Source organism: Streptomyces katrae, from assembly GCF_002028425.1.
In the GTDB taxonomy this organism is placed as follows: domain Bacteria; phylum Actinomycetota; class Actinomycetes; order Streptomycetales; family Streptomycetaceae; genus Streptomyces; species Streptomyces katrae_A.
On record NZ_CP020042.1, the window covers coordinates 2,814,238 to 2,832,270 of the forward strand.

Here is an 18,033-nt window from a genome sequence, read left to right on the forward strand (position 1 = left end):
GATGCGGATACGGCGGACACCGGCGGAGCGGGAGCGCCGGCTGCGGCGGGCGGCGGGACGGCTGCGCGGCTGGGGCGGGGTCAGTGCGATGGCCGCCGCCTGCGCGATGACGGCCGCGGCGGTGCTGCTGCCGCTGGCGCACTCCTCGCCGGGCACCGGGCACCACCCCGGGGTGGTGCGCGAGCCCGCGTCGGTGGCGGCGGCCCCGTTCACCCTCACCGACACCTGCCAGCACCCGGAGGCCAGTCTGCGGCCGTCCGCGCTGGACGGGCCGACGATCGAGCGGATCCGCAAGGCGGGCAAGCTGGTCGCGGGCGTGGACCAGAACAGCTTCAAGTGGGGCTACCGCAACCCCGACGGGCACCTCGACGGCTTCGACATAGACCTCGTCAAGGCCATAGCCAAGGACATCCTGGGCAACGAGGAGGCGGTCATCTACCGGGCCATCCCCACGAGCCAGCGCATCCCGGCGCTCCAGGAGGGCCGGGTCGACATCGTGGTGCGGACGATGACGATCAACTGCAAGCGGCTGGAGGACGTGGCGTTCTCGACCGCCTACTTCGAGGCGGGCCAGCAGGTCCTGGCGCCCAAGGGCTCCCCGATCACCGGCTACGACGCCTCGCTGAAGGGCCGCCGGATCTGCACGGCCGCGGGATCCACCGCGGAGGCGGCCCTGAAGTCCCAGGGCTACGGCTCGGTGCCGGTGTCGGTGCCGAACCAGCTGGACTGCCTGGTGCGGCTCCAGCTCGGCGAGGTCGACGGGATCATCACCGACAACGCGCTGGCCGCCGGGCAGGCGGCGCAGGATCCGTCGGTGCAGCTGGTCGGCGCGCCGTTCACCCGCGAGTTCTACGGTGTGGCGATGAACAAGGACGCCCCGGACCTGGTGCGCCGGGTCAACAAGGTGCTTGAGGACTACCGCGCGGGCGGTGACCAGAGCCGGTGGGCGACGTCCTACCGCAAGCACTTCGAGGACGTGCTGCCCAAGGCCGCGGTGCCGCCCGCGCCCGAATACCGGGAGGGCTGAGGCCGGTGGTGGGGGTACCGCATGTTCGCGGGGCAGGATCGGAGCCGTACGTGAGCCGGACGGGGCTGATGGACCGGGACGAGGTGGACCGGGCGCTGACCCGCCTGGGCGCCGAGCACGAGGCCGTGGAGACCTCGCTGCTCGCGCTGCAGGACCACGCGGGGCGCCGGCTGCTGGAGGGCGCGGCGCTGAGCGGGGTCACCAAGGAGCGCTGGGCCGCCGCCGACGCGGCCGTGACCCGGCTGTGGACGTACTTCGACGCCTACAGCGGGGCGCTGGCCGCCGCCCGGGAGATCCGCGAGCGGCGTCGCTGGCCGAGCCGTGAGGACCTGGCGGAGCTGACGGAGCGGCTGCGCGGGCCGGGTGTGACGATCGCGGGGGCCGGGGTGGAGGGTGCCGGGCTGGCGGAGCGGTTCTCGCTCGCCGAGCTGGTGGCCCGGATGAACGAGCTGTACGCCGCCTCGCTGGACGTGGTGGTCGCCGCCGACGCCGTGTGGTCGGCGCTGCCCGCGCGGATCGACCTGCTCGCCGCCGAGCTGCACCGGACGCGTTCACTGGCGCACTCGGTGGGGGTCCGGCCGGGCGAGCACCCGTCGGGGGACGACCTGGAGGAGATCACCGCCGAGCTGGCGCAGCTGCGGGAGGCGGTGATCGCCGATCCGCTGGCGTTCTGGGTGCCCGCCTCGGGGAGTTCCGCCCCGGGCGGCGGCCGGCCCGACACCGCCCGCTACGACCGGGCGGCCCGCGCGCTGGACGACGTACGCCGGGAGGTGGAGGCGGTCCTGACGGTGCGGCAGGACGCGGAGGCCCGGCTGATCGCCCTGCGGGACGTGCTCTCGCGGGCCGACCGGACCCTCTCCGAGGCGCGGACGGCGCGCGGGGAGGTGCTGGCGAAGATCGCGGCGTCGGAGGTGCCGGCCGTCAGCGGCCCGCCGACGGCCCTGCAGGAGCAGCTGGCCGCGGCGGCCGAGTACCGCAGGCGGTCGCAGTGGCACCGGCTGTCGCCGCTGCTGGACGCGTTGGAGGACCGGGCCGAGGAGGAACTCCGGCGGGCCCGCGAATCGTTGACTGCGGTGACGGCGCCGCTGGCGGTACGGGCCGAGCTGCGCGGGCGGCTGGACGCGTACCGGGCGAAGGTGGCCCGGCACGGCCTGGCGGAGGATCCGCTGCTGGTCGAGCGGTATGACACGGCCCGTCGGATGCTGTGGAGCGCACCGTGCGACCTGCGGGCGGCGGAAGGGGCGGTGCTGCGCTACCAGCGGGCGGCGGCCGAGGCGCTGGCCCCGCCGGAGGACCACCGGCCCGAGGGGCCCGGGGAGGAGGAAGCGTGAGCCTGATCGGATCGCCCTGCCTGCGCGCCGGCTGCCCGGGCGCGTACGAGGACATGGGCGGCGGCGAGGTGTACTGCGACACCTGTGGGCTGGCCCCGCTGGGTGCGGTCGCGGCGGGCGCGCAGGAGCTGGTGTCCCCGCCGACGGGGATGACGAGCGCCGCTCGGCACGGGGACTCCCGGGGGTCGGCGGGCTCGCGCGGCTCCGGGCGTTCCTCGGCGTCGGCGCGTTCGGCTTCCTCCCGGTCCTCGTCCTCGCGCCGCTCGGTGTCCGGGCGGCTGTCGCGTTCCCTGCCGGGTTCGGGGTCCAGCCGGTCGGTGTCGGTGCGCAGTTCGGGATCGGCGTCCGGGGCCTCGGGGCGCAGCCGGCTGGGCGCGGGGCTGGTCAGTGTGCCCGAGGTACCGCGGCCGGATCCCTCGGCGGCGGTGCTGGCGAACCCGGAGGTGCCGGAGCGCAAGCGGTTCTGCTCTCGTTCGGACTGCGGGGCTCCGGTGGGCCGGGCGCGCGGGGACCGGCCGGGGCGGACGGAGGGGTTCTGCACCAAGTGCGGGCACCCGTACTCCTTCGTGCCGAAGCTGCGCGCCGGGGACGTGGTGCACGGCCAGTACGAGGTGGCGGGCTGCCTGGCGCACGGCGGGCTGGGCTGGGTGTACCTGGCGGTGGACCGGGCGGTCTCGGACCGGTGGGTGGTGCTCAAGGGCCTGCTGGACACCGGGGACCAGGACGCGATGGAGGCGGCGATCTCCGAGCGGCGCTTCCTGGCGGAGATCGAGCACTCCAACATCGTGCGCATCTACAACTTCGTGGAGCACCTGGACCAGCGGACGGGTTCGCTGGACGGGTACATCGTCATGGAGTACGTGGGCGGCAAGTCGCTGAAGGAGATCGCCAACGACCGGCGCCGGCCGGACGGGCGGCGTGATCCGCTGCCGGTGGAGCAGGCGTGCGCCTACGGCATCGAGGCGCTGGAGGCCCTGGGGCACCTGCACAGCCGCAACCTGCTGTACTGCGACTTCAAGGTTGACAACGCGATCCAGCAGCAGGACCAGCTGAAGCTGATCGACATGGGCGCGGTGCGGCGGATGGACGACGAGGAGTCGGCCATCTACGGCACGGTGGGCTACCAGGCTCCGGAGGTGGCGGAGCTGGGGCCGTCGGTGGCCTCCGACCTGTACACGGTGGCGCGGACGCTGGCGGTGCTGACGTTCGACTTCCAGGGCTACACGAACGTGTTCGTGGACTCGCTTCCGGACCCGGAGCACATCGAGGTGTTCCAGCGGTACGAGTCCTTCTACCGGCTGCTGGTGCGGGCCACCGATCCGGATCCGGGGCGGCGGTTCGCCTCCGCGCAGGAGATGGCGGACCAGCTGACGGGCGTGCTGCGGGAGGTCGTCGCGCTCCAGACGGGCCGGCCGCGGCCGCAGCTGTCGACCCTGTTCGGCCCGGAGCTGCGCGTTGCGGACACCCAGCTGTACGAGGACGCCCCGGACGCGGAGGTCTCCCGCCTGGGCACCCGCCCCCTCCCCCGGCGCGGCTTCGCCCTGGGGCGCCGCGGTACGGCTGCCGCCGGCGCGGGCGCGGAGTCCCCCGCGGGGGCGGCGGGCATCGCGGGGGCGGCGGGCCCGGGTACTGGCTCCCTTGCGCAGGGCCCCGGGGCGGCGGGGGCGGAAGCCTCTGCTCCGGGGAGCCCGTCCGGGCCCTCGGGCTCCGTACCGCGGCCCTTCGTGCCGGGGGCCCCATGGCAGCCGGGCGTGTCCGGGCCCGGCGTGGCGGGGGCGGGCTTCACCTCCGCCGCTGCGGGGTCGGAGGTGCCGGGGGCCGGGACGCCGGGATCCGGCGGCCGGAACTCCGGGCCGGGGAAGGCCGTTTCCGGATATGGCGGGCCGGGTCCCGGCGGGGCCGTCGGCGGTGGCACCGCGGGCGCGGCCGGGGTTTCCGTGCTCGGGACCAGCGCCACGCACGTGGGCCGCGCCGGGCTGCCCGGGCCCCGTCCCGCCCCGGTGGTCCCGGCGGCTCCGGCGACCGCCGCCGCCTCCCTCCCCCTCGCCGCCGCGGCCGCGGGGCTGGCTCCGCTCGACGTCCGTGACACCGCGCTGGCGCTGCCCGTGCCGCTGGTGGACCCGGCCGACCCGAACGCCGGGTTCCTGGCGGGCCTGCTCGCCTCCGCGCCCGCCGACCTGCTCGGGGCCCTGGGCGCGGCCGTCTCCGACTCCGCCGAACTGCGGCTGCGGGAGCTGCGGGCCCGACTGGAGCTGGGCGAACTGGCCGTGGCCGCGCGGGCCCTGGCCGAGCTGGAGGCCACGTACCCCGACGACTGGCGGGTGGTGTGGGCGCGCGGGATCGCCTCGCTGGCCACCGGGGACGACGAGATAGCGGCCCTGTCCTTCGACGCCGTCTACGACGCGTTCCCGGGCGAGCCCGCACCGAAGCTGGCACTCGCGCTGTGCGCGGAGATCCTGGGCCAGCTGGACAACGCCGCCGAGTACTACCGGCTCGTCTGGATCACCGATCCCGGTTTCGTGAGCGCGGCCTTCGGGCTGGCCCGGGTCCAACTGGCCTCCGGAGACCGGGCCGCGGCCGTCCGTACGCTGGAGTCCGTACCGGAGTCCTCGATCCACTACACGGCCGCACGGGTGGCGGCCGTACGGGCACGCCTGCGCGACCGGTCGCCGCAGGAGGAGCTCCTGGCGGACCTCGGGGCGGCGTCGGACCAGGTCGAGGCGTTGCGGCGGTTCGGACTCGACCCGGAACGCCAGGAGCGGCTGGCGACGGAGGTTCTGGGCGCGGCCCTGGACTGGGTACTGTCGGGTAGCCGGGGTGCCGACCCCGGCCGGAGCTCGTTGCTCGGCAGTCAACTGGACGAGCGGGGGCTGCGCTTCGGCCTGGAGCGCTCCTACCGCGTCCTCGCCCGGCTGGCACAGCGGGGCGAGGAGAGGATCGAACTGGTGGAGCGGGCCAACCGTTTCCGTCCCCGGACGTGGGTGTGAGTGATGTCGATGCATCGGCTGTCGGGCTGCCCCAGCTGCGCGGAGCCCCTGGAGGAGGGTGACCGTTTCTGCGGGGTGTGCGGATACGCCCTCTCCGCCCCGCCCGCTCCCCCGGACCGCACCCCGACCCTGCCGGACCCGGACCCGGGCGGCGGGTTCGTACCCGGCCCGGCGGCCGGAGAGTCCCCGGCGTGGGCGGGCGCGGCCGCCGCTTCGGGGCACCCAGGCCGCGGAGCGGATGCCGCGCGCCCGGCCGAAGCGGGCGCGTACGCCACGACCGCCGCCCCGGGCTTCGGGTCCGCCGTCGGGGTGCCGGCGCCCGGATGGGAGGGCACCCCTGTGCCCCCCGGTTCCACGGTCGCCTCCGGTACCGCCCCCGCGTCCCCCGCCGACACCCCGTGGGGCGCGGTCCCGTACGGCAGCGCGGACGACGCCGACCACGGCCGGCCCCGGGGGGCGGCGCCCGAGGAGGCCCACGGCGCCGCGCCGCAGGCGAACCCGCACGATGCCCCGCTCGCCGCCGGCGCACCCGGGGCTGACGCCCCGTACGGCCGGGCCCCCTCGCCGGACCCGCAGGAGGACCCGCACGAGGACCCCCACGCCTGCGCCCCGCAGGGGAGCGGCGGCGGGCGGACCTGCGTCGCCTGCCGGTCCGGGTACGTGGACACCGACGGCTACTGCGAGCACTGCGGTCACGCCCAGCCGCGGGAGCGGGACCACGTGGAGGAGGAGCTGTGCAGCGTCGCCGCCGTCAGTGACCGGGGGCTGCGCCACCACCGCAACGAGGACTCCTTCGCGGTGGCGGCCACGGCCATGCCCGACGGCTCCGCCGCGACCGTCGCCATCGTCTGCGACGGCGTCTCCTCCGCCAGCCGCCCCGACGACGCTTCGGCCGCCGCCGCTGGCGCGGCCAGCGAGGCCCTGCTCGATGCCCTGCCCCGGGGCGCACACCCGGCGGAGGCCATGCACGAGGCGATCCTCGCGGCGGGCGCCGCGGTGAGCGCCCTCGCCCCGCAGCCCCCCGGCGCTCAGAACGCCCCCGCCTGCACCCTGGTCGGGGCCGTCGTCAGCAGCGGCGTGCTGACCATCGGCTGGGTCGGCGACAGCCGGGCCTACTGGGTCCCCGACGACCGTGCGGCGGCGCCCCGCCGGCTCACCGAGGACGACTCCTGGGCCGCGCAGATGGTCGCGGCGGGTCTGATGGGCGAGGCCGAGGCCTACGCCGACGTCCGGGCACACGCCATCACCGGCTGGCTCGGGGCCGACGCGTACGACCTCGACCCGCACACCGCGAGCTTCAGACCCGACCACCCCGGCGTGGTCGTCGTCTGCACCGACGGCCTGTGGAACTACGCCGAGTCCGCCGTCGACATGGCCCGCATCCTGCCCCCCGACGCCGCCGAACGGCCCCTGCACTGCGCCCAGGTGCTGGTCGGCCACGCCCTCGACGGTGGCGGGCACGACAACATCACCGTCGCCGTGGTGCCGTTCACCGCCGCGCCGCCGGAACCCGGAGCGGAACCGGGGACGGCGGGCGTGGCGGAGGCCGGAGCGGAAGCGGGGACGGCGTCCCGGACCGAGCCGCCGCGCCCCCTGGCCTGAACCGCCCCGGCCCGTCCGCCCAGCCCCGGCCCGTCCGCCCCGCCCGGGTCCGTCCGCTCCGCCCCGACAGCCCCCGAGGAGTCACCCCGATGGCGAACTTCGCCAAGCCGCGCGCCCCGCGCTTCAGCATGGAGGTGTACCAGAACGAGTTCCTGCCCGAGGGCGGTCGGGACGTCCACGCCATCGTGACGGTCACCTCCAGCGGCGGCGCCATCGCCACCGCCGGGCGGGCGCTCGGGCAGGACGCGGCCGTGGTGATCATGGTCGACTGCTCCGGCTCGATGGACCACCCGCCGCAGAAGATGCGCGGTGCCCGCGAGGCCACCGCCGCCGCGATCGACACCCTGCGCGACGGCACGGCCTTCGCCGTGATCGCCGGCACCCACGAGGCCCGCGAGGTCTATCCCGGCCAGGGCCTCCTCGCCACCGCCGACGCGACCACCCGGGCGCGGGCCAAGGAGGCCCTGCGCGGCCTGAGCGCGGGCGGCGGCACCGCCATCGGCACCTGGCTGCGGCTGGCGGACGGTCTGCTGCGCCGCTCCCCGGCCGCCATCCGGCACGGCATCCTGCTGACCGACGGCCGCAACGAGCACGAGGACCCGGCCGTACTGCGCGCCACCCTCGAGGCCTGCGCCGGCCGCTTCACCTGCGACGCGCGCGGGGTGGGGACGGACTGGGAGGTCAAGGAGGTGACGGGAATCGCGAGCGCCCTGCTGGGCTCCGCCGACATCGTCGCCGATCCGGCCCGTCTCGCCGAGGACTTCACGCTCATGATGGAGAAGGTCATGGGCAAGGAGGTCGCGGACGTCGCGCTGCGCGTGTGGACCCCGGTCGGGGCGGAGATCCTTTACGTCAAGCAGGTCTCGCCGTCCGTCCAGGACCTCACCGGCCGCCGTACCGAGGCGGGGCCGCGGGCCGGGGACTATCCGACGGGCTCCTGGGGTGACGAGTCGCGCGACTACCACCTGTGCGTACGGGTGCCGGACGCCTCCGTCGGCCAGGAGATGCTGGCCGCCCGCGCCTCGCTCGTCCTGCCGGGGCCGGCCGGCGGGCCGGGCTCCCCGGTCGCCCAGGGGCTGGTCCGGGCGGTGTGGACGAACGACCTCGCCGCGTCGACCGCGATCAGCCCGCAGGTGGCGCACTACACGGGGCAGGCGGAGCTCGCGCAGGCTATCCAACAGGGCCTGCATGCCCGCAAAATGGGCGATGTCGACGGCGCCACGGCCAAACTCGGCCGTGCCGTGCAGTTGGCGAGCGCCTCCGGGAACGCGGACACCGCCAGACTGCTCTCCAAGGTGGTGGACGTCGTCGACGCGGCGGCGGGTACTGTGCGCCTGAAAGCCAAGGTCGCCGATGCCGACGAGATGACCCTTGAAACCCGTTCGACACAGACCGTCCGAGTGAAGAAGACCTGAGTAGACGCCTGCGGCGATGACGCAGGGAGAAGGGGGAAGCGCCGCGATGCCGACCTGTCCGAACGGGCACCAGTCCGCCTCCGACGACTGGTGCGAGGTCTGCGGCCACCGGATGGCTGCCCCGGCGGGCCCCCCTGCGGCCGCCTCCTACGCCTACCCTCCCACCACCGGTGAGCCCACCGCCCAGGCGGAGCTGTGCCCGCAGTGCAAGACCCCGCGCGAGGCCATGGCCCCGTTCTGCGAGGAGTGCCGGTACAACTTCCTGACGCGGACGGCGAACCCGTACGCCCCGCCGCCGTCCGCCCCCGACGCGGGTCCGGCCGGTACGGGTGCGCAGGCCCTGGCGGCCCCGGTGACCGGCGGGACCCCGCCGCCCCCGCCGCCGCCGCTCCCGCCCCAGCCGGTTTACTCCCAGGACCACTTCGAGTACCAGGGCTCCCGGCCCTCCCGGGTCAACCGCCCGGCCGAGCCGCTCCAGGACGACGACGACTGGCTGCTGCCGCCGCCCGCCGCCCCGGAGCCGCCCGCCCCGCCGGTCGCGGTGGCCCCGCCGCCGCCCCCGCCCGTGGCACCGGCGCCGGTCCAGCAGCCCGTCCAGCAGGAGCATCCGGTGGCGCCCGGCGCGGAATACCCCGCCGCGCCCGTTCCGGAGCAGTCCGGCGGCGGCTCCTGGACGGCGACGATCGCCCCGGACCGCTCGTACTTCATGGCGATGATGCAGCGCAGCGGGCCGGAGGCGGCCGGGCTCAACCTGCCCGCCTACTCCCCGGAGTTGCACCTTCCGCTCTCCGGAGGCCAGATCACCATCGGCCGCCGCCGCGCCTCGACGGGCGAGTCCCCGGACATCGACCTGTCGGTGCCGCCGGAGGACCCCGGCGTCTCGCACAGCCATGCGGTGCTCGTCCAGCAGCCCGACCTCAGCTGGGCGGTGGTGGACCAGAACTCCACCAACGGCACCACCGTCAACATGGGCGAGGAGCCGATCCAGCCCTACGTCCCGGTCCCCCTCGCCGACGGCGACCGGGTCCACCTGGGCGCCTGGACCACCATCACCATCCGGCGCGGCTGACCGGACACCCCTGGCCGGCGCCCTAGCCGACGCCCTAGCCGGCGCCCTCCCCCAGGGGCCACACGTAGGGCCCCTGGGGGTCGTCGAGCCAGGCCCACTGCCCCTCGGCGGTGACCGTGACCCCGAACCGCTCGCGGGCCGGGCGGCCCTCGCCGCGCCACAGGTCCAGCGCCTCCCGGGGGCGCAGCACGCCCGCGGTCAGGATCAGCAGGAACTGGAAGCGTTCGTTCTCCACCAGCTCGTACGGGACCCCGTGCAGCGGACCGCCCGCCCCGGGCAGCGGAGGCCCGGCCGTGGCCCCGCGCAGCGGGACGAAGTAGGCGGAGGTGTGCAGGAAGCGGCCCTCCGCGAAGTCGGCGTCGCGGACCGTGAGCGCGATCAGCCCGGTCGACAGCGGGGCCAGGATCCGCGCCCCGGGCCGGCACTGGCCGAGCCAGGCGTGCGGGATCAGCGGCAGGGTGCAGGTGACCAGGATCCGGTCGAAGGGGGCGCGGGAGGGGCAGCCGCGCGCCCCGTCCCCGGTGACGACGGTGGGCCGGTAGCCGAGCAGCGCCAGGTGCGCCCGTGCCGACTCGGTGATCTCCTCGTCCAGGTCCACCGTGGTGACGTGCTCCTCGCCGAGCCGGTGGCAGAGCAGGGCCGCGTTGTAGCCGGTGCCCGTGCCGATCTCCAGCACGTCGTCCCCGCCGCGCACCTGCAGCGCCTCCAGCATCTTCGCCATCAGGGAGGGCTGGCTGCTGGAGGAGACCAGCTCGCCGTCCCGCAGCCGGGTCGCGAGCGGGGCGTCGGTGTAGACCCCGCGCAGCCAGCGGGCCCGGTGCTCGGGGTCGGGGTCCTCGGCCCACAGCCGCTCGTGGCCGGCTCCACGGCCGGTCCAGAAGTACGGCACGAACAGGTGCCGGGGCACGGCCGCGAAGGCGGCCCGCCAGGCCGGGTCCTCCAGCACCCCGGCGGCGGTGAGCTCCCGCACCTGGGCGGCGTGCGCGATCTCCCGCAGATCGCGGACCGGCTCCTCCGGCCCCCGCGGGGTCCGTGCCGCGTGTGCTCCGCCCTTGCCGCCCGTGCCCATGTCTCCACTGTGCGGCGGGCGGCCGCCGCATGCGAGCCCTCCCGGATCCGGTGGCGGCGGGCGGTCCTAGGACCGGGGTCCTCCGTCCGGGTGTCTGAGACGATGGTCGGGTGAATGACGATCCGCAGAGCAACGTCCAGGAGACGACCTTCTTCGAGCAGGTGGGCGGCGAGGCGACCTTCCGCCGTCTGGTCCACCGCTTCTACCAGGGTGTCGCGGAAGACCCGCTGCTGCGTCCGATGTACCCGGAGGGGGACCTCGGGCCCGCCGAGGAGCGGTTCGCGCTGTTCCTGATGCAGTACTGGGGCGGCCCGGGCACCTACAGCGAGAACCGCGGGCACCCGCGCCTGCGCATGCGGCACGCCCCGTTCCAGGTGGACTCCGCCGCGCACGACGCGTGGCTGAAGCACATGCGGGAGGCCCTGGACGAGCTGGGCCTGGCGCCGGAGCACGAGGCGCAGCTGTGGCGGTACCTGACGTACGCGGCCGCCTCGATGATCAACACGGCCGGCTAGCCGGCATCCGCGTGTGCCCGCGGCCCGGGGCCGCGGGCACTAGAGGACGACAGGCCCTAGAGGACGACAGGCCCTAGAGCGGGCGTACCTGGAGGGCGCCGAGCCCGCCGCCCGGTCCGGGCCGGCGGGTCGCGACGGACCCGTACGGGGTGCTCAGCCGCAGCCAGCCGCCGGAGGCGAACAACGCCACCGGGGCGGGGGCCGCGGAGGCGCCGCCGGGCGCGGGGGCCGGCACGGTGGCGCGTACGGGCCGCAGGAAGCCCAGGGACTGAGCGGCGTGGGCGGCGCGCAGCGGGAGTTCGGTGTCGCCGAGCGTCCGCGACCAGATCTCGCGGCCGATGCGGTCGCGCTCGGAGCGGGTGCGGTGCTGCGGGGGCAGGGCCTCGTCCCGGGCCCGGAACTCGGCGACGGCCGCGGCCAGGGCCGCCCGTACCGCCTCGGGCCGGGGCAGTCCGGGTACGGGCCGCCAGCCGCCCTGGGGCGGCAGGACGCCCGTCCAGGGCGGGCCGGTGACGGCGCCCGGCACCCGGGCCCCGGCGCCTGCCTCGTCGACGGACTCCAGCAGCTCGCCCGCCGACACGGTCACGTCCAGCGGCGTCGCGAGGGGCGCGGCGAGCCGCACCGCGCGGACGGCGAGGACGTCGAAGGACGGCGGCCGTCCGAAGACGGCGAGCGCGCCGCCGCCCGCCCGCGCCTGCAGGCGGACCGCGGCGGCACGGTCGTAGTGCACCAGCCGGCCCAGGAAGGCGGCGAGGTCCGCCGCCTCCCCGGAGTCTGCGAAGTGCAGCTGCTCGGTCATGCCGCCAGGCGCCCTTCCGCGCCCTTGGGGCGGCCGGCGACCCGGCTCGCGGGCTCCTCCAGGTACTCCTGGAGGAAGACCCGCTCCTCGTCCGTGATGCGGCGGGGCCGCCCCTCGGCGAGGTTGTAGGGCACGACGACCGTCTCGGCCCGGACGTAGACCGTCTCGGGTGCGTCCTCGGTCGCCTCGTCCTTGACCTCGTAGCGGATGGTCAGGGAGGCGGCCCCTATCCGGGTCACCCAGGATTCGATGAGCACCGGCTCGTGCCGGTGCACGAGCGGGAGCTTGTAGTCGATCTCGTGACGGGCCACGACGGAGCCGCCCGTGAAGGACTCGCTGCCCTCACCGGGCGCCAGGCGGAACATGAAGTCGATGCGCGCCTCCTCCAGGTAGCGGAGGAAGACCACGTTGTTGACGTGCCCGAAGGCATCCATGTCCGCCCAGCGCAGCGGGCACCGGTAGTGGTGTCTGGCCATGTGCGCGACCTAGCCCCGGGTGAGCTTCTTGTAGGTGGCACGGTGCGGACGCGTGGCGTCCGGGCCGAGCCGCTCGACCTTGTTCTTCTCGTAGGACTCGAAGTTGCCCTCGAACCAGAACCACTTCGAGTCGCCCTCGTACGCCAGGATGTGCGTGGCCACTCGGTCCAGGAACCAGCGGTCGTGGGAGACGACCACGGCCGCGCCGGGGAACTCGAGCAGCGCGTTCTCCAGGGAGCCCAGGGTCTCGACGTCGAGGTCGTTGGTGGGCTCGTCGAGGAGCAGCAGGTTGCCGCCCTGCTTGAGGGTGAGCGCGAGGTTCAGGCGGTTGCGCTCACCGCCGGAGAGCACACCGGCCGGCTTCTGCTGGTCCGGGCCCTTGAAGCCGAAGGCGCTGACGTACGCGCGGGACGGCATCTCGACGTTGCCGACGTTGATGTAGTCCAGCTCGTCCGACACGACCGCCCAGAGGGTCTTCTTGGGGTCGATGTTGGCGCGGCCCTGGTCGACGTAGGAGATCTTGACGGTGTCGCCGACCTTGATGTCGCCGGAGTCCGGGGTCTCCAGGCCCTGGATCATCTTGAACAGCGTGGTCTTGCCCGCGCCGTTCGGACCGATGACGCCGACGATGCCGTTGCGCGGCAGCGTGAAGGACAGGTCGTCGATGAGGACCTTGTCACCGAAGGCCTTGGAGAGGTTGTTGACCTCGACGACGATCGAGCCCAGGCGCGGGCCCGGCGGGATCTGGATCTCCTCGAAGTCCAGCTTCCGCATCTTGTCGGCCTCGGCCGCCATCTCCTCGTAGCGGGCGAGACGGGCCTTGGACTTGGCCTGGCGGCCCTTGGCGTTGGAGCGGACCCACTCCAGCTCTTCCTTGAGGCGCTTGGCGCGCTTCTCGTCCTTCTTGCCCTCGACCTTGAGGCGCTCGGACTTCTTCTCCAGGTAGGTGGAGTAGTTGCCCTCGTACGGGTGGGCGCGGCCGCGGTCGAGCTCGAGGATCCACTCGGCGACGTTGTCGAGGAAGTAGCGGTCGTGGGTGACGGCCACGACGGCACCCTTGTACTGGGCCAGGTGCTGCTCCAGCCAGTTCACGGACTCGGCGTCGAGGTGGTTGGTGGGCTCGTCGAGGAGCAGCAGGTCGGGGGCCTCCAGCAGCAGCTTGCAGAGGGCCACGCGGCGCTTCTCACCACCGGAGAGGTTGGTGACCGGCCAGTCGCCGGGCGGGCAGCCCAGGGCGTCCATGGCCTGCTCCAGCTGGGCGTCGAGGTCCCACGCGTTGGCGTGGTCCAGGTCGTCCTGGAGCTTGCCCATCTCCTCCATCAGCTCGTCGGTGTAGTTCGTCGCCATTTCCTCGGCGATCGCGTTGAACCGGTTGAGCTTCTGCTTGATCTCGCCGACGCCGTCCTCGACGTTCTCCAGGACCGTCTTGGACTCGTCGAGCTTGGGCTCCTGCATGAGGATGCCGACGGAGTAGCCGGGCGACAGGAAGGCGTCGCCGTTGGACGGCTGCTCGATGCCCGCCATGATCTTCAGGACGGTCGACTTGCCGGCGCCGTTCGGGCCGACCACGCCGATCTTCGCCCCCGGCAGGAAGTTCAGGAACACGTCGTCGAGGATCACCTTGTCGCCGTGGGCCTTGCGCGTCTTGCGCATGGTGTAGATGAACTCAGCCAAGAGAAACCGTCCGGCAGATCGATGGGTGGGCAGATACACCCCATACTGCCGTACGTCCATCCCTCGGGGGAAACGCATATGGTCAGGGCCCTGATCTGCGGCTCACCGCCGGGGCGGCCCGTTCCGGTCCCGTCCGCACCCTCGGAGGCGGCAGCAGCACGGGAGAGCCGGTCCGACGAGATACGGCCCGGGCCGCGCCGGGCGGCGCGGGCCGGGGCCGGCCCGGGCGGTCAGCGGGGGCGGTAGACGGCGAGGGCGTCGGGGAGGGCGTCGAGGACGAGGGCGGGCGGGGCCTGGGCGTATTCGCCGTCGTAGGCGAAGGGGGTGCCCGGCGGGATGTCCTCGATGTGCAGGCGGCGTACGCGGATGGCCACGTGCGCCGGGGAACGGGTCAGCGGCCCGGCGAGGGCGGCGGCCAGCAGGCGGGGGCCGGGGCGGCCGCCGCCGTGGACCAGTCGCAGGTCGAGCAGGCCCTCGCCGAGACCGTCGCGGCGGCGGGGCGTGGGTCCGGAGCCCTGGTAGGTGCCGTTGCCGGCGAAGAGCAGCCAGGCGCTGCGGGGCCGCCCGGCCAGCGTCAGCCGTACGGGCCGCTCGGCGCGCAGCACCCGCCAGGCGGCCGCGACCGCGGCGGGCCCGCCGCCGATCCTGGGCGCCCAGCGCAGCCGGTGGCGCAGCAGCTCGGGGTAGACCCCGAAGCTGAAGGTGTTCAGGAAGTACCCGCCTTCCCCGCCCCCGGAGACCGCCGCCCCCGACGAGCCGGCCCCCGACGCCGGGACCCCACCGGAACCCCGGCCGGAGACCGGGGCCACGGCCGGGCCCGACACCGCGGCCGGGATGGCACCGGACCCCGAACCCGACGCCGCCCCGGCTTCCGACGCCGGCTCGGCACCGGAGGCCGGGGCCACGGCCGGACCCGACACCGCGGCCGGGATGGCACCGGACCCTGAACCCGACGCCGGCCCGGCACCGGGGGCCGGGGCCACGGCCGGGCCCGAGGCCGGGGGCGGGGTGGTGTCGGGGGTGGTCGCCCCGGGGCCGGTGGGGCGGGGCCGGGTGGGCGGCGGCGTACCGGTGGGGGTGAAGCGGCCCACGGCCACGCGGACGGCCTGGCCCCCGGCCACCGCCCGGCAGGTGTCCTCCGGGCCGGTGAGGCCGAGGTCGAGGGCGAAGTGGTTCAGGGTGCCCCCGGGGAACACCGCCAGCGGCACCCCGGCCCGCAGCGCGGCGGTCGCGGCGGCGTTGACCGTGCCGTCGCCCCCGCAGACCCCGAGCACGGCCGACCGGGCCGCGGCGGCCGACAGCTCCGCCGCGAGCTCCTCGCCCCCGCACTCCACGATCTCCGCCTTCGGCAGCCGGTCCCGCAGGGCGTCGAGCGCCGCGGCTCCGGCCGTGCCCGCGCCGGTGTTCACCACCACCGTGAGCCCGGCCCCGTCCGGCAGCGCGGGCACACCGGCCGCCGGCCGTTCGTCGCCCGGGACGGCCCGCGCCTGCTGCACGCCCCGCGCGAGCTCGCGCACGGCGAACCCCGCCGCCACCCCGAGCAGGGCCCCCGCCGCCACGTCCGACGGGTAGTGCACCCCGGTGTAGACCCGGGAGAACGCCACCGACGCGGCCAGGGGCGCCACCGCGGCCCCCCACACCGGGGACTCCAGCGCCAGCCCCGCCGTGAAGGCGAAGGCGGAGGCCGAGTGCCCGGACGGGAAGGAGGTGGTCCACGGCGCCACGGCCGGCCGCCGCACCAGCGGCACCCCCTCCATCAGCGGCCGCGGCCTGCGGACGGACCACTTGCCGACGGAGTTGACGGTCGCGGAGGCCAGCGCGAGCGAGGCGGCCGCCCGCAGCGCGGCCCGGCGCGTGCGCGGCGCCCCGAGGGCGGTGAGCGCCGCCGCGATCCCGCCCCACAGCACCCCGTGGTTGGCGGCCCGCCCCAGCGCGGGCAGGGCCCGCTCGGCCGCGGGCCAGTGCCGGCGCGCCACGGCGTCGAACAGCCGCCGGTCCCATTGCGCGGCGGTGCCCCGCCAGGTCAGTCGCTGATCATGGTCTGCCATTTCCCGCGCTTACCCGGGGTCCGCCGTCGTGAAGCACCCCGCCCCTCGTTCAGCCCTCCATTTCCCCTTCCTCTCCTTCCAGCGGCCGCTTGCGCAGCAGCAGGACGACCATGCCGCCCAGCACCACCAGGCCCACCGCCAGCGAGGCGATCACCGGGGTGGCCGCGGAGCTGCCGCTGACGGCCAGCCGCTCCTCGTCCGGCGACTGCGCCTGCGGACCGGCGGTGCCGGTCGGGATCACCTCGGCGCTGCCGGCCAGGGTGCCCACCTTCCCGGCCGGGCCGGCCGGCGGCTGCGGCCAGACCGCCGTGGCGGTGGCGGTCGCCGCGGACTCGCTGGAGCCGGCCACGACCTGCGCCTCGTCCGGGATCCCGCTGGTGAAGACCCGCCCGACGGGCACCTTGGTCGAGCCCTGCACGGTGACCGAGGCCGTCCCGTCGGGGGTGCCGGAGGGCACCTCGAAGTACAGGCGGGCGCCGTCGGCCGCGGAGGTCACCGGCTGCCCGTCGGCGTCGACCACCCGCACCCCCATGGCCACGGCCGCCGCGTCCGGGGTGACGGACACGCTCTGCGCCCCGGTGCGGACCGTGACGGGGCCGAGCCGGCTGCCGGTGGGCCCCGCCACCGGACCGGAGACGCGGCCGGGATCGAGCCCCAGCGAGGCCGGTGGCTCCGGCAGCCGGCCCGCCTCCCGCTGGAGGTAGTCGGCCAGCATCTCGGCCGCCTGGTCGGTGGCCTCGACCTGGGCTCCGTCCGCCAGCCGCCAGATCGCCACCTGGGTCCCGGCGGCCGCGCTCTCCGCCGTCAGCACTCCGGCCCCGGCCGCCTTCGCCAGCCCGGCCAGGTCGTTGAGTTGCGGGTAGGAGTGCTCCAGCACCCAGCGGATCCGGCCGCCCGCCTCGGCGTTGGCGGCGAGGGGGCTGCCGCCCCAGCCGCTCTCGGTGTAGTGGGCCTGCGGCTGCGCGTTGCCCGCGACGCCGACCCCGTACGTCTGGAGCATTCCGCCGCCGTCGACCCGCATCTCGTACAGACCGGCCCGGATCTGCCGGACCGAGCCGTCCCGTGCGTGCAGGACCGCCTGGCCATACGTCTTCAGCCCGTCGAGCACGGCGCTCGCACCGCCGGCCGCCGCACTGGCCGCCGCCTGCTCGGAGTCGGCCGAGGCACGGGCGCCCGGGGCGGCGGTGAGGGCGGCGGCCAGCAGGGCCACCGCCAGCGGGCGTCGCGCGGCACCCCGCACCGCGCTCCCCACGGCGGCGGAAGCAGCCCCGCCGCCGGCAGCAGGCGGCACGTCACCCACGCCCGTACCCGCGCGGGGTTCGGGAACCGGACGGCAGCCGGAAAGCGGACGGGGAACGGGAACAGGGCCCGCGGAAGCGGCGGAAGCAGCGGACAGGCCCGTAAGCGGAACCACCGGCGAGGCGCCCGCGGCGGAGGCCGGTCCGTCCGTGGACGCGGCGCGGGACTCGGAGGACCCGCAGGACGCGGGAACAGCAATCGACACAGTCTTCCCCTTCGGCCCAAAGACCCAGGCACCCGTGAGTACCGGGGAATCCTAGCCTCATCGAACACTTAGACCACCCCCGCCTTCTGAGGGCCCATCAGCGGGGTATCCGTCTTGACCACCCTGCGGAAGGCCGCAGTTCCGCGGTTCAGGTCGTGTCCGACGGCGATCGCGTCGATGTCCGCCGAAAACCAGCGGGTCCCTTCGCCGTCCGGCGGCCCTTCCCGGACCCTCAACCGCCCGTGCACCACGAGGGGTTCCCCCACCGAGACGGAACTCGCCAGGTTCACCGCCAGCACCCGTCGCGCCCACACGGTGTAGAAGCTGGTGGTCCCGTCCGTCCAGGCCTCGGTCCGCCGGTCGAAGTACCGCGGGGTCACCGCGAAACGGAACCTCGCCGACGGTCCGGTCACCGTCTCCTTGAAGTCGATCTGCGTCGCCACGTGCCCCACCAGCGTCACCAGGGTGTCGTTCATCCCGACCGCCCTCCCCGCATTCCGTACGGCTCGCGCGGACC

Annotated in this window: 14 protein-coding genes; 7 read left to right on the forward strand and 7 right to left on the reverse strand. The window is 75.2% G+C overall.

What is annotated here, in order from left to right:
* Position 1: 1 nt before the first annotated feature.
* The 6 genes from B4U46_RS12655 (at position 2) to B4U46_RS12680 (ending at position 9,431) form a co-directional block, all read left to right on the forward strand.
* A complete protein-coding gene (locus tag B4U46_RS12655) occupies positions 2–1,027 on the forward strand; it encodes a glutamate ABC transporter substrate-binding protein (protein ID WP_079427010.1) in 1,026 nt (341 codons plus the stop codon).
* A 68-nt stretch (positions 1,028–1,095) separates the two neighbouring features.
* The gene (locus B4U46_RS12660) at positions 1,096–2,358 is read left to right on the forward strand and encodes a hypothetical protein (protein WP_079427012.1); all 1,263 of its coding nucleotides are present in this window, start codon (positions 1,096–1,098) and stop codon (positions 2,356–2,358) included.
* A gap of 5 nt (positions 2,359–2,363) precedes the next feature.
* Positions 2,364–5,345, forward strand: coding sequence for a serine/threonine-protein kinase (locus B4U46_RS12665; protein WP_079431721.1), 2,982 nt, complete (start codon positions 2,364–2,366; stop codon positions 5,343–5,345).
* Between the two features lie 3 nt (positions 5,346–5,348).
* Positions 5,349–6,947, forward strand: a complete 1,599-nt coding sequence (locus B4U46_RS12670; RefSeq protein WP_079431722.1) for a protein phosphatase 2C domain-containing protein — start codon at positions 5,349–5,351, stop codon at positions 6,945–6,947.
* 89 nt (positions 6,948–7,036) lie between these two features.
* A complete protein-coding gene (locus B4U46_RS12675; protein WP_079427014.1) occupies positions 7,037–8,362 on the forward strand; it encodes a vWA domain-containing protein in 1,326 nt (441 codons plus the stop codon).
* A 46-nt stretch (positions 8,363–8,408) separates the two neighbouring features.
* Positions 8,409–9,431: an FHA domain-containing protein gene (locus B4U46_RS12680; protein ID WP_079427016.1), complete on the forward strand. Its 1,023-nt coding sequence runs from the start codon at positions 8,409–8,411 to the stop codon at positions 9,429–9,431.
* Between the two features lie 34 nt (positions 9,432–9,465).
* Here the strand turns inward: B4U46_RS12680 and B4U46_RS12685 are convergent, their stop codons facing one another.
* Positions 9,466–10,500 carry a methyltransferase domain-containing protein gene (locus B4U46_RS12685; RefSeq protein WP_167747584.1) on the reverse strand — a complete coding sequence of 345 codons (1,035 nt, stop codon included), beginning with the start codon at positions 10,498–10,500 and terminating at the stop codon, positions 9,466–9,468.
* Between the two features lie 110 nt (positions 10,501–10,610).
* Between B4U46_RS12685 and B4U46_RS12690 the strand changes: the two genes are divergently transcribed.
* On the forward strand, positions 10,611–11,015 hold the full coding sequence (locus B4U46_RS12690; protein WP_042818584.1) for a globin: 405 nt from the start codon (positions 10,611–10,613) through the stop codon (positions 11,013–11,015).
* Between the two features lie 73 nt (positions 11,016–11,088).
* Here B4U46_RS12690 and B4U46_RS12695 read toward each other — a convergent pair whose 3' ends face one another.
* The 6 genes from B4U46_RS12695 to B4U46_RS12720 form a co-directional block, all read right to left on the reverse strand.
* The gene (locus tag B4U46_RS12695) at positions 11,089–11,814 is read right to left on the reverse strand and encodes a hypothetical protein (protein WP_079427018.1); all 726 of its coding nucleotides are present in this window, start codon (positions 11,812–11,814) and stop codon (positions 11,089–11,091) included.
* The gene (locus B4U46_RS12700; RefSeq protein ID WP_079427020.1) at positions 11,811–12,290 is read right to left on the reverse strand and encodes an acyl-CoA thioesterase; all 480 of its coding nucleotides are present in this window, start codon (positions 12,288–12,290) and stop codon (positions 11,811–11,813) included. The genes B4U46_RS12695 and B4U46_RS12700 overlap by 4 nt, the downstream gene beginning before the upstream one ends.
* A gap of 9 nt (positions 12,291–12,299) precedes the next feature.
* Positions 12,300–13,964: an energy-dependent translational throttle protein EttA gene (ettA, locus tag B4U46_RS12705; RefSeq protein ID WP_079427022.1), complete on the reverse strand. Its 1,665-nt coding sequence runs from the start codon at positions 13,962–13,964 to the stop codon at positions 12,300–12,302.
* A gap of 230 nt (positions 13,965–14,194) precedes the next feature.
* On the reverse strand, positions 14,195–16,012 hold the full coding sequence (locus B4U46_RS12710; RefSeq protein ID WP_079427024.1) for a bifunctional phosphatase PAP2/diacylglycerol kinase family protein: 1,818 nt from the start codon (positions 16,010–16,012) through the stop codon (positions 14,195–14,197).
* 49 nt (positions 16,013–16,061) lie between these two features.
* Positions 16,062–17,252 carry a TQXA domain-containing protein gene (locus B4U46_RS12715; RefSeq protein ID WP_237292827.1) on the reverse strand — a complete coding sequence of 397 codons (1,191 nt, stop codon included), beginning with the start codon at positions 17,250–17,252 and terminating at the stop codon, positions 16,062–16,064.
* A 332-nt stretch (positions 17,253–17,584) separates the two neighbouring features.
* Entirely contained in the window at positions 17,585–17,992 is a 408-nt protein-coding gene (locus B4U46_RS12720) for a single-stranded DNA-binding protein (RefSeq protein WP_079427028.1), read from the reverse strand.
* Between the last annotated feature and the right edge of the window lie 41 nt (positions 17,993–18,033).

Excerpts from the sequence above, each read along its gene's own strand:
- B4U46_RS12655 (WP_079427010.1), top strand. The coding sequence starts at position 2 with ATGCGGATACGGCGGACACCGGCGGAGCGGGAGCGCCGGCTGCGGCGG.
- B4U46_RS12660 (WP_079427012.1), top strand. The coding sequence starts at position 1,096 with ATGGACCGGGACGAGGTGGACCGGGCGCTGACCCGCCTGGGCGCCGAG.
- B4U46_RS12670 (WP_079431722.1), top strand. The coding sequence starts at position 5,349 with ATGTCGATGCATCGGCTGTCGGGCTGCCCCAGCTGCGCGGAGCCCCTG.
- B4U46_RS12675 (WP_079427014.1), top strand. The coding sequence starts at position 7,037 with ATGGCGAACTTCGCCAAGCCGCGCGCCCCGCGCTTCAGCATGGAGGTG.
- B4U46_RS12680 (WP_079427016.1), top strand. The coding sequence starts at position 8,409 with ATGCCGACCTGTCCGAACGGGCACCAGTCCGCCTCCGACGACTGGTGC.
- B4U46_RS12685 (WP_167747584.1), bottom strand. The coding sequence starts at position 10,500 with ATGGGCACGGGCGGCAAGGGCGGAGCACACGCGGCACGGACCCCGCGG.
- B4U46_RS12695 (WP_079427018.1), bottom strand. The coding sequence starts at position 11,814 with ATGACCGAGCAGCTGCACTTCGCAGACTCCGGGGAGGCGGCGGACCTC.
- B4U46_RS12700 (WP_079427020.1), bottom strand. The coding sequence starts at position 12,290 with ATGGCCAGACACCACTACCGGTGCCCGCTGCGCTGGGCGGACATGGAT.
- B4U46_RS12710 (WP_079427024.1), bottom strand. The coding sequence starts at position 16,012 with ATGGCAGACCATGATCAGCGACTGACCTGGCGGGGCACCGCCGCGCAA.
- B4U46_RS12720 (WP_079427028.1), bottom strand. The coding sequence starts at position 17,992 with ATGAACGACACCCTGGTGACGCTGGTGGGGCACGTGGCGACGCAGATC.